Consider the following 11235-nt stretch of genomic DNA (forward strand, 5'->3'; position numbering starts at 1 on the left):
TTCCAGTCCTGCTTTTACAGCTTGCTAATGTCCACAGCGCTCCAATGAGGGAAGTGCTTACGTACTAGTGCATTAAACTCTAATTCAAACTCTGAGAAGTCTGGAGAAGCGTGTTGTGCATCTTTAGCAAGTTCATCAATGATCATACCTGCACCAACTGTACTGTTAGTCATGCGATCAATAACGATGAAAGAACCAGTAGGGCGATTACGCTTGTACGGGTCGCACGCTACGGTTTGGGTAAATTTCACATCTACCACACCAATTTCATTCAAGTTAAGGTGCATCGCGTCTTTTTCTTCAAGGGTGTTCACATCAATTTGGTTATCGATATGAGACACAACACCTGTCGTTGACTTGGTCGCAAACTTAAACAAGAACTGCTTGTTTGGCATAAGTGGCTCTTCGTCCATCCATACCAAATGTGTTTTAAATTGGGTAGAAAGTAGTGGCAAGTTACCTGATTTAACAATCATGTCGCCACGTGAAATATCAATTTCATCTTCCAGTGTAAGGGTAACCGCTTGAGGTACATAAGCACGCTCTTGGTCGCCTTCAAAAGTCACAATCGATTTTACTTTCGACGTTTTTCCAGAAGGAAGAGCAGTTACTTCGTCGCCTGGTTCAATTTGACCAGATACCACCGTACCGGCAAACCCACGAAAATCTAGGTTAGGGCGGTTCACGTACTGAACAGGGAAACGGAAATCATCATGATTATCGTCTTCACCAATTTTTGTGTTCTCTAGCATCTGCATAAGCGGAATACCATCGAACCATGGTGTGTGTTCGCTCACGTTTACTACGTTATCACCTTCAAGTGCAGAAAGTGGTACGAATTGAATATCTGGAATATCCAATTGCTCTGAAAACTTCAGATAGTCTTGCTTAATCTGGTTGTACACTTCTTCAGAGTAATCCATCAAGTCCATTTTGTTGATAGCAACAATAACGTGCTTAATACCTAACAAAGATACTAGGAATGAGTGACGTTTAGTCTGTACTTTTACACCGCCACGGGCGTCAACAAGTATGATGGCAAGGTCGCATGTAGATGCGCCAGTTACCATGTTACGTGTGTACTGCTCATGTCCTGGAGTATCAGCAATAATAAACTTACGCTTATCAGTAGAGAAGTAGCGGTACGCTACGTCAATCGTAATACCTTGCTCACGTTCTGACTGAAGGCCATCAACCAATAAGGCTAAATCGACTTTCTCACCAGTAGTACCTGACTTTTTGCTGTCTTTAGTAATGGCAGCAAGTTGGTCTTCATAAATCATTTTTGAGTCATGAAGTAGGCGACCGATTAGGGTACTTTTACCGTCATCTACACTTCCGCATGTAAGGAAACGTAGCATGTCTTTTTGTTCGTGTTGCTCAAGGTAAGACAGTATGTCTTGCTTTAATAAATTGTTTTCGTTGTTCATGTTATGCGCTCACAAGGAAAAAGGGGTTTAACACAGACTCTTTTTGGTTGTAAGTAAGAGCGTCGGCGTTGTCATTTAACGGATTGTTCGGGTCTAGCACAGTTACATTGGCACCTGCGGCTAGGGCTACAGCATGGGCGGCGCCTGTGTCCCACTCAGATGTTGGGCCTAAGCGAGGATAAAGGTGAGCTTCACCTTCAGCCACTAGGCATAACTTTAATGAACTACCCATGGCCACTAATTCAGTTTCACCCTCTAGTTGAGACAGTAAATTTTGAATTTCGGGGCTTTGGTGAGAGCGGCTACCTACTATTTTCCATACTTCAGCACCATCGTGCTTGCGTGCAGAAATAGCAGTAAATTCGCCGTCTACTTCAGTCCATGCGCCTTCACCTACAATACCTACATAGCTTTTGTTAAGTGCCGGTGCGTACACCACACCCATGGTAGGTTTGCCGTCTTCAATTAACGCGATGTTCACTGTAAATTCACCATTCTTTTTAATGAATTCTTTCGTGCCGTCAAGCGGATCAACAAGCCAATAAGACTGCCATTGTTTGCGCTCATCCCATGAAATGTCTGCCGATTCTTCCGATAAAATAGGAAGGTCAGATTCTTTTCCAAGGGCATCAACAATTACGTTGTGCGCCGCTAAGTCAGCTTCGGTTAGCGGGCTGGTATCTTGTTTTTCGTAAATAGCGAAATCTTTATCGTAAATCGCCATTATCTTATCGCCTGCTTCTTTAGCAATGCGAAGAATGGTTTGTGCCAGTGTATTAGTCATTGTATTAGCCTGGGCCATTACACAAGTCCTTTTTCTTGCAGTAACGCATATAAGCGTTCAGCAGTTTGCTCTGCAGGTTCATCTTGATACGTTAAATGTATCTCAGGCTTTTCCGGTGCTTCATAAGCAGAGTCGATACCAGTGAAATCTTTAATCTCACCGCTACGCGCTTTTTTATAAAGCCCTTTCGGGTCGCGCTTTTCACACACTTCGATAGGTGTGTCGATAAACACTTCAACGAACTCACCGTCTTCTAAAAGACCACGGCAATAGTCGCGATCCGCTTTAAAAGGAGAGATGAACGCTGTTAATACCAGCGTGCCAGAATCGACAAATAGTTTTGCTACTTCACTGATTCTGCGAATGTTTTCTACACGGTCTTTATCGCTAAAGCCCAAGTCGCCACATAAGCCATGACGCACATTGTCACCATCTAATAGGTAAGTGTGCTTAGCTTGCTCGTGAAGCTTCTTCTCAAGCAAGTTGGCCAGAGTAGACTTACCAGAACCACTTAGGCCGGTAAGCCAGAACACGCGAGGCGATTGATTCAGCTTTGCAGCGCGGGTGGTTTTATTCACCTCATGCTTGTGCCAAACAACGTTGTCGGTGGCCATTAGAAATACCCTTCCATTTTCTTCTTCTCCATAGAGCCAGAGCTATCGTGATCGATCACGCGGCCTTGACGCTCAGAGGTTTTAGTCAGTAGCATTTCTTGAATAACTTCTGGCAAGGTAGCCGCAGTAGATTCAACAGCACCCGTTAGTGGGTAGCAACCTAGCGTACGGAAACGTACTGAACGCATTTCAGGCGTTTCGCCTTCGTTCATTGGCATACGTTCGTCATCAACCATAATCAATACACCATCACGCTCTACAACAGGGCGAGGCTTCGATAAGTAAAGCTGAGGAATGTCGATGTTTTCTAGGTAAATGTACTGCCAGATATCAAGCTCAGTCCAGTTAGACATAGGGAATACACGAATGCTTTCACCTGGGTTAACTTGAGAGTTGTAGATGTTCCAAAGCTCAGGACGTTGGTTTTTAGGATCCCAACGGTGGTTGCTATCACGAAATGAGTAAACACGCTCTTTCGCACGAGATTTCTCTTCGTCACGACGTGCACCACCAAAGGCAGCATCAAACTTATATTTGTTTAATGCTTGCTTAAGTGCAGCAGTTTTCATGATATCAGTGTGCTTTGCTGAACCATGTGAGAACGGGCCTACGCCTTGTTCAACACCTTCTTCATTAATGTGTACTAGCAAATCGAAACCATGTTTCTTGGCTTGCTGGTCACGAAACTCAATCATTTCCTGGAATTTCCACGTAGTGTCTACGTGAAGCAATGGAAATGGAATTTTACCAGGGGCAAAAGCTTTGCGCGCTAAATGCAACAACACCGAAGAGTCTTTTCCAACAGAATAAAGCATTACCGGATTATCAAATTCCGCAGCAACTTCACGGAAAATTTGAATACTCTCGGCTTCGAGTTGTTTCAGATGCGTAACAGACGGGATACTTGCAGTCATTTTCGAGTCCGATTTATGTTATATAAGATTAAGTTATATACGAGTTATTTTTATGCATAGAACAATAACACATTTATTTACTAATGTAGTATGCGATTTAGCTATTTAAAATAGCTGCCTTATTCCAAGAAATAAAACTGTCATACAATTTTGGCATAAGCGCCGAATTTTCAGTCAAAGGTCGCCGGTGTTACATACTCTAATTGTCAGAAAATAGTGCAATTGTTAACGGGTGAAACCTACAAAAAAGCCCCGTAAAACGGGGCTTTATATAATTTCCTATCGACTATCTATGTGATTCAAGTTTCTTTTGAAACGCATCGAAGGTTTCAAGCACCCCTTCTCGAGGCGTACCTGATTTGCTCAATATTATAATGGTCAGACTAGATAGGATGAACCCTGGAACAATCTCATACATCCAGCTTCCTAACGATTCGCCGTCAATAGTGATTGGCAGATAAATCCAGAGTAATACAGTTACTGCACCCACAATCATGCCGCCGAGAGCAGCACGACGGGTCATTTCACGCTTGAACAAGCTGAACAATACCAGTGGACCAAATGCCGCACCGAAACCAGCCCACGCATTACTCACTAAATCAAGAATACTGCTGTCTCTGTCGTAAGCTAAGAAGATTGCAACAAGGGCGACCGCCACCACGCTAACGCGACCGGCAATGACCAATTCCTTATCAGACGCATCACGTCGAACAAAAGTCTGGTAAAAATCGTTAGTTAATGAACTTGATGTTACTAACAGCTGAGATGAAATAGTACTCATGATGGCAGCGAGAATAGCTGCTAGCAAGAAGCCACCAATTAGTGGGTGGAAGAGGATTTGAGATAAGTAAATAAAGACAGTTTCAGGGTCAATATTGTTCCCATTGCCCGTCACATAGGCTAGGCCAAACAAGCCTGTCATTAGCGCGCCAATAATAGAAACTATCATCCAACTCATGCCAATTCTTCGTGCCGTTGGAATATCTTCTACAGAGCGAATTGCCATAAAACGTACAATAATATGTGGCTGTCCGAAATAACCAACACCCCAAGACATCAAAGATATGATACCGATTACCGAGATAGCCTCATTGGTAGATGCATCCATAAAAGCATTGAATAGGGCAGGGTTAATAGTATCAAGTGCATCAATAGAAGCGCCTATACCACCTAATTCAGTGATGACCACTGCTGGCACAAGTATTAGTGATATAAACATAATACAGCCTTGCACGAAGTCAGTCATACTGACTGCCATAAAGCCACCTACCAGTGTGTAAGCAACCACTACGCCTGCGGTAACATACAAACCGGTTTCGTAGGAAAGACCGAATGAGGTCTCAAATAGCTTTCCACCCGCGACTACCCCTGAAGAGGTATAAAGGGTAAAAAAAATAACAATAACAACCGAGGCAATAACACGAAGTAATCGAGAGTTGTCAGCAAAGCGGTTTTCAAAATAATCAGGAAGAGTAATAGAGTTATTCGCAACCTCGGTATAAACCCTTAGACGAGGTGCAACCAAGATGTAATTAGCTAATGCGCCTAGTACAAGACCAACGGCAATCCACGCCGCGGAAAGGCCTGAAACATACATTGCTCCGGGAAGGCCCATGAGCATCCACCCGCTCATATCTGATGCACCGGCTGATAATGCAGTGACGGCTGGACCGAGTTGCCGGCCACCTAACATGTAACCTTCTACATTAGTATCTGTTTGGCGGTAAGCGAAAAGACCGATACCCAGCATGACAGCAAAATAGAGTCCCAATGAAATGATCGTACCCGTAGCCATATAAATTCCCTATGTTTTTTCATGCAATGCTACCATCAATAGCAAAGACTCTCTACGTAAGTCATTAACCTTGCATATGTGGATACGTGCAAACCCCAATAAAGTTTTCTAAATGTAGAAACCTATCAAGGCCGAAATGGACGTTGATTTTATATGTTTTCATTCAAATAAGCGGGGAACGACATGGTTTCTATCTTACCTCTGCCGGTACTTTTAGCGCGATAGAGTAAATTGTCGCATGCCTTAATAATCTTATTGATATTACGCTCGCCTTTTACCTGAATGACGCCGGCAGAAAAGCTAGCACTAAATGTAGAGTCAGTTGCTGACCAATTCTTATTGCTCTCTAACGATTTCTTTATGTTTTCAAGCAAGGCATTCGCGTTTTCTTCTGTTGTATCGTGCAAATATAACAAAAACTCTTCACCGCCATAGCGGCAGAACTTATCTGTCTTTCTAATACGCTGGCGAACAACTTGCCCAAATTTTGTTAGTACTTCATCCCCAACCACATGACCATATCTGTCATTGACCTGTTTAAAGTGGTCTAGGTCGATGAGCACTAAACAGGATGCAATTTTGTTGGACATAGGTTTTGCGATTTCTTTAAACATAGCACGTCGAAAAAGAGCGCCTGTTAGCTCGTCAATTTCACTGGCTTGAGCACGCGAACGCTGTTCACGCCAAAACCAGAAAAGTAAAAACGTCGACATCAGGGCAGCTAACGCAAAAGTGAGGGCTTGGAATCGCTCCGCTTTTAACTTTAAGGTTTGTTTGTCTTTTAGTCGTGCCATTTCTTGCAACTTGTTAATGGTGATGTCTCGTTGCAACGGTGAATCGATACTTAACTCATCCAAGTGTATATATGCTCTATTGGGCTGGCTTTTCAGAAAATCGTACTGATGCTGGTGGTAAAGCGCTTTCTTAAAATGGCCTCTTAACGTAAATAAATCTCTAAGGAGGGTATGCTTGTTTAGTAAAATAGACCTACTGTAGGAAGAACGCTTAGCTTGTGAGTCAAAATCCGACGTTAACAAATTCATGGCCTCTTCGAAATTAGCGTCGCTGCCTTCAAGGGCCAAATAAGTTGCTTTAAGAACAGATAATACGGGCACTAAATTTATATTAGTGGGAAGTGTAGTGCCCTCAAAGTGAGATAAGTTTTCAGTTAACGCGGCTATTTTCTCACGATCGCCCTGTTTATCTCTGTGAAGGTAAACACTGACTTTTAACCATAAACTGAATAGCGTTTGTTGAACACTTCGATTTTCGTTAGAAACTTGCTCAGCCTCCTCCACCAATGTGAATGCATCGTCGAATCTTTGTAAGTGGTTTAGACTATTGATAATTCCAACATATACGTAGGACGTCGCAATGTCATGTTCGTGGCTATCTTCTATGACGAATCTCTGGTGAGCGACTGCACGACTATAAACATTCAGATTGGTGTAAGCATCGGCGAGCCATGAATGCGCCATTCTTTTATTAAGTGCAGTTTCTAGGTTGTACTCTTTATCAAAATGTTTCAAGAAAGGCAGTGCATATTCAATTTCCACGACGGCTTTCATTTGATTTATTTCGGAATATTCCATTGCAAGCCAGATGCTTGCAATGGCGACCGCATGATGATTTGTGGTTTTTAAGGCTTCTTGTTTGAGCGAATAGAGTAGGGGAATGCTATATTCTAAACGTTCACTCGTTTCTAAATACGCATTCGCAGTTTTATACATAATAAAGACGGCTTTTAAAGCAAAATACCGGCTTACATTAATATTCTTGAGATACGCCCAATCAGCTGGCGATGCTTCCTCAACCAAATTTAAGGGAAGTTTTGAATCTGGAGTAGATAGAGAACTGTCTAAGTGATAAAGAACGGTTTTGATTACCTTACCAATCTCTGATGAATCCTCTTGAATTCCGCTCTTTTCAACCAGAGGAATGATCTCATCGTTACTCATCCCAGAAGGGCTATTCCACATGTACATAACAGTGTTAACAAGATTGCCTAATTGGCGAAACTTTTCTTCTTCGATTTGAAAGTTATTAGCAACCGCATTAACTGAAGTAAGAGAGAGCAGGACTGCGAAAAAACAGAGGCGTGTCTTCTGAAAAAAGAAGTAGAAAAGAGGGGAAACCGCACGACTAAGGCGTATATTCATAGGGTAATACTCGTTTTCTTATCTACTCTAGACGGGCGCTAGGGAAGAAAAACGACACCAAATGTTATTATTAGACAATAGTATAAAGTAAACTGCGCAGTGTTTAAATATACTGGGCCAGATAACTATATTTTATCTTATACTTAAGTATAAAAAATCGGCCGCAAGGGCCGATTGAAAAAGGTGGGTATAGTGGATACCGTTAAGCTATTCAACCTAAGCTAAAACAGCCAAAGCTAAAATAGAATAAGCTAAGCAGAAAAGTGAATTCTGTCGGTAATGGCTTTTTTCATTTCAGTTAAGTCAGCGTCTTTATTACCAACCACCATAATATTGGCGTGATGCATTTTTATGCTTTCGCCATGATATTGCTTGTCTTCAAACTCAGCCGGTACTCTCACATCACCGCGCTCGGGCACGATAAACACTGACATTTTCCCTTGCGGGGTATCAACAATAAGATGCAAACTTCTTACCGTACTTAAGTGGCAGTAGTTAACCACTTCAACATCACCAATCATGTCTGTAAAACTGCCACCAAAACTGGCTAGTTTTGCATTAACTTGCTCTAAATCTACTGGCAATAACGTATGCGCTCGCTCAGTCTCTGCGTATTGCATGTGAGCAAGTGCCTGCCCGCCAATACTAACAGGCTGGTGATACCACATGGTAAAACCTATCCCCACCGTAAAGGCAATACTAGCGGCCATAGCCACATACCAGCGACTACGCTTCTGGTAGATTGCAAATTCGTTCGCCGATTGCTGCCAAATAAGTTTGTGCTTTAAATCTTCAGGCACGTCTACTTTTACAGCTTGTTTTAACTGCTTATCGAATTGCTTTTGTTCGTTCCAGAATTTACGTTTGTTTTCATCAGCTTTCGCTGCGGCGATAACATCACTGTCAGTGGTTTCTGGATCGGCGTAAATTCGACGCCTAAATTCTAATTCATCCATTTGCCTGACCTCTCTGTTCATTTTGCCTTTCTAACGCCTCTCTCAATTGGTTTCTTGCTCGAAATAATCGCGTCATCACGGTATTTTTATTCAAATTCAGTTGCTGTGATATTTCATCACCGCTAAAACCAAATATAAGCTGCAAGACCAGAGGCTCACGATATTCGTCGCTTAGTCCGCCTAACAAACGATGTAGCTCTCTGTCTTGTACATCGCCTTCTGCATCTTGGGTTTCATCATGCACCGACACATCATCGATATCGACAGTATCAAATTGCTTACGTTCGAAACGACGCGCATTTTCACGGCGCAATATGGTAATTAACCATGATTTGGCCGCTTTTTCATCGTTGAGTGAGTCGAGTGAGCGCCATGCTCTTAAAAAGGTTTCTTGCACAATATCTTCCGCAACCGAGCGGTCTTTAACCAGCCAGTATGCATAGCGGAATATATCTGCGTGAAACGCATTGACGAGCGCTTCGTATCGTTTGTGTTTTGCTTTCATGTTGGATAAGACCTGACTACTTCCAGATCTATTTCGTGCAAACATAAAAAATCCGACATTTTTTAATTTAATTAATTATGACACAAAAAAGCAGCCAGAAGGTTTATCCTTAAGGCTGCTTTAAGTTTCATTGCTAGAGGTTATTAAATTGCGTAGAAAGCGGATTTAATAACAAACGCGTCTAATGTTAGAACCCGTTTAATTTTGAAATACACAACTAGCTAACTTTTTTACTGGCTATCCAATTGTTGATATTTTCTTCTAAAATTGAAAGCGGAACAGGGCCATGTTTAAGTACTTCATCATGAAAACCGGCCCAGTCAAAGTTATCACCTAGCTCAGTCATGGCTTTTTCTCGTAGCTCCATAATTTTAAGCTTACCAATCATGTAGGCTGTGGCTTGGCCCGGCATGGCGATATAACGCTCGATTGCTTTTTGTGCATCGTATTCTGGGTTAGGCGTGTTTTCAACTAAATAGGTCACCGCTTCTTCACGGCTCCACTTTTTAGCATGAATACCGGTATCAACAACCAGTCGGCATGCACGCCATAATTCCATCGCAAGTCGGCCAAAGTCAGAGTATGGGTCTTGATAAAAACCCATGTCTTTAGCAAGCTCTTCGGAATATAGCCCCCATCCTTCGGTATACGCGGTAAAGCTTAGGAATTTTTGGAACTGAGGTACACCTTCAAGTTCTTGTGCAATGGCGCGCTGCATGTGATGGCCAGGAATGCCTTCATGGTACGCCAATGCTTCTAGTTGATAAGTTGGCATTGCGCTCATGTCGTAAAGGTTTGCGTAATACGTACCAGGGCGGCTGCCATCTTGCGCAGGGCTTTGGTAAAAAGCCTTTCCTGCTGATTGCTCACGGAACGCCTCAACACGCTTAACTACCATAGGGGCTTTGGGAAGAATGCCAAAGTAATCTGGCAAAGCATCGCGCATGTCGTCAATGGCTTTCGTTGCATCATCTAGGTACTGCTGACGTCCGGCTTCGGTTGCTGGAAGATAAAATTGCTCATCTTCACGCATAAATACGAAGAACTCTTGCAACGTGCCTTCAAATTCCACCTTTTTCATAATATCGCGCATAGCTGTATGGATACGCTCAACGTTCTCAAGGCCTATCTGATGCACTTCATCGGCAGTTAAATCAGTGGTAGTAAACCAGTTTAAGCGGTTCTGATACCACTTATCGCCATCAGGCAAGCGCCATACACCGTCACCTTCAGGGGTAATGGTTTTTTGATGTTCTAATTCTTGAATAAAGTCTTTGTAAGCCGGCATTACAGACGTAACTAGCGCGGCTTTCGCTTCACCTAGTAGGGTGGTTTTTTCTACATCATCAAGCTCAAGGTTATCGACCTTTGTATTGAAATCTTCCCAAATAGTGGAGGGGGTATCACTGGTATCAAACGGTGCGCCAGTAACCACATTTTGTGATGCTGCAATCATTTGCTCATAAGCCCAAGCAGGGGGAAATACGCCGGCTTGCTCACGTAGCTTCATCTGCTCGATAACTTGTTTGAAATACTCGCTCACATTGTCTAGACGGCTAATGTAGGCTTGGGCGTCTTCTTTGCTTTTTACACCATGAATATTAATTAAGAAGCTAGGTACTTGGGTATGGGCGGCACGAAATTGGTGTACTACATAGCTGTGATGACGAAATTCATCGTTAGCTAAATCTCTTTCAATACCCAATTTATATAAACGAAGGCTTAATTTTTCTTGCTCGCTCAGCTTAGTTGTATCGAAACTTTCAATAGTTTCAAGGCGATTTTTTGCTTTGGCAATGTCTTTTTCTTTTTGCTCTTCAGAAACATCATTCCACTTATCATAGTCCCACTTGATGCCTAGGTAGCTTTGAAACATAGGCGAGCTTTTGAGATCTTCTTCGAAAGTGCGTTCAAAAAAAGCATTAACTCGTGCTGAATCAGTTTGGCTTTCAGTTTCTACTGCTGGCGGCGGTTGTTGAGTGGTTTGGCTTGTTTCAGGTGCGGGTGAACATGCCATTAGCCCAAGCATTGCAATAGCAATTGGTGATAACGATAGCAGTGGTGTTTTCATGAATTCT

9 protein-coding genes are annotated in these 11235 nt (G+C 42.6%); all 9 read right to left on the bottom strand.

Annotation, left to right across the window (positions count from 1 at the left end; all coding sequences use genetic code 11):
• Positions 1 to 14: 14 nt before the first annotated feature.
• On the bottom strand, positions 15 to 1430 hold the full coding sequence (cysN, locus tag J5X92_RS02020; protein WP_013784938.1) for a sulfate adenylyltransferase subunit CysN: 1416 nt from the start codon (positions 1428 to 1430) through the stop codon (positions 15 to 17).
• Between the two features lies 1 nt (position 1431).
• Positions 1432 to 2214, bottom strand: coding sequence for a 3'(2'),5'-bisphosphate nucleotidase CysQ (gene cysQ / locus J5X92_RS02025; RefSeq protein ID WP_208804453.1), 783 nt, complete (start codon positions 2212 to 2214; stop codon positions 1432 to 1434).
• Positions 2215 to 2231: 17 nt separating this feature from the next.
• Positions 2232 to 2828, bottom strand: a complete 597-nt coding sequence (cysC, locus tag J5X92_RS02030; protein ID WP_057793062.1) for an adenylyl-sulfate kinase — start codon at positions 2826 to 2828, stop codon at positions 2232 to 2234.
• Positions 2828 to 3742, bottom strand: a complete 915-nt coding sequence (cysD, locus tag J5X92_RS02035) for a sulfate adenylyltransferase subunit CysD (protein ID WP_013784935.1) — start codon at positions 3740 to 3742, stop codon at positions 2828 to 2830. Before cysD ends, cysC begins: the two co-directional genes overlap by 1 nt.
• Positions 3743 to 4028: 286 nt before the next feature.
• Positions 4029 to 5537, bottom strand: coding sequence for a sodium/proline symporter PutP (gene putP, locus J5X92_RS02040; protein WP_208804454.1), 1509 nt, complete (start codon positions 5535 to 5537; stop codon positions 4029 to 4031).
• A 149-nt stretch (positions 5538 to 5686) separates the two neighbouring features.
• Positions 5687 to 7495, bottom strand: a complete 1809-nt coding sequence (locus J5X92_RS02045) for a GGDEF domain-containing protein (protein ID WP_208804456.1) — start codon at positions 7493 to 7495, stop codon at positions 5687 to 5689.
• A 452-nt stretch (positions 7496 to 7947) separates the two neighbouring features.
• Positions 7948 to 8652, bottom strand: coding sequence for a DUF3379 family protein (locus J5X92_RS02050; RefSeq protein WP_208804459.1), 705 nt, complete (start codon positions 8650 to 8652; stop codon positions 7948 to 7950).
• A complete protein-coding gene (locus J5X92_RS02055; RefSeq protein WP_041452566.1) occupies positions 8645 to 9202 on the bottom strand; it encodes a sigma-70 family RNA polymerase sigma factor in 558 nt (185 codons plus the stop codon). The genes J5X92_RS02050 and J5X92_RS02055 overlap by 8 nt, the downstream gene beginning before the upstream one ends.
• 172 nt (positions 9203 to 9374) lie before the next feature.
• Entirely contained in the window at positions 9375 to 11228 is a 1854-nt protein-coding gene (locus J5X92_RS02060; protein ID WP_208804461.1) for a DUF885 domain-containing protein, read from the bottom strand.
• Positions 11229 to 11235: the final 7 nt, after the last annotated feature.

The sequence above is a fragment of the Alteromonas sp. K632G genome (assembly GCF_017653625.1).
In the GTDB taxonomy this organism is placed as follows: Bacteria; Pseudomonadota; Gammaproteobacteria; order Enterobacterales; family Alteromonadaceae; genus Alteromonas; species Alteromonas naphthalenivorans.